Origin of the sequence: Terrimonas ginsenosidimutans (assembly GCF_022012415.1) — a bacterium.
In the GTDB taxonomy this organism is placed as follows: domain Bacteria; phylum Bacteroidota; class Bacteroidia; order Chitinophagales; family Chitinophagaceae; genus Terrimonas_A; species Terrimonas_A ginsenosidimutans.
Map to the genome: position 1 here is coordinate 1 of NZ_JAKLTR010000053.1, position 617 is coordinate 617.

Annotated in this window: 1 pseudogene; it reads right to left on the bottom strand. The window is 51.2% G+C overall.

Annotated features, from left to right (window positions below):
- A pseudogene (locus tag LZZ85_RS28280) lies at positions 1-515 on the bottom strand (hypothetical protein); the annotation flags it as partial.
- Positions 516-617: the final 102 nt, after the last annotated feature.

Below are 617 nucleotides of genomic sequence, written 5' to 3' on the forward strand. Positions count from 1 at the left end.
TCCACAAACTTAAACTGCTCATCAAACAAGACCCAGTTCAAATATGCCTTTGGTTTGCCGGACACGCCCGGTTGCGTAGCCAGGAACGCTCCCACCTGCGGATCCAGCAAGGTACTCGTCAGATCCGCTGGGTTCAACTTCCCGCCAATCATTCCCGGTGCACTGCCGATTAGGGCGGATACAATGGATGTCAGCGGGCTGGTATTCGTTACGCCCGCGCTTCCGCTCCACCACGCACTTGCCTTCAGGTTGAACTGGTCTCCCGCCATTACCTTCAGCAGCATGGCCGGACCTACCCTATTGCCATCCCCACGGACCTTCGATACTTTATCATTCGGGTTCGTATATGTATCGGTATACCCTGATGGCCTGTCTACCCGCGTAGTGGAAAGGTTTGCGTAGAACTGATCTTCGGCTGTAGCCTGAGCGAGCTCCATTGTTGCGGCGGGATAAGCATCCTGCTTTTGCTCATCTGTCAATACCATTCGAACATTTACCAGGTGATCCTTGATCATGTAATCATATTCAAAAGCTGTTAAAACGTTTCGGTTAGCCGTATTGTACATTGTTCTAGCTCTTCCTTGCCTTGCCCAAAGAACTTAGCTTGTCGGCATAGT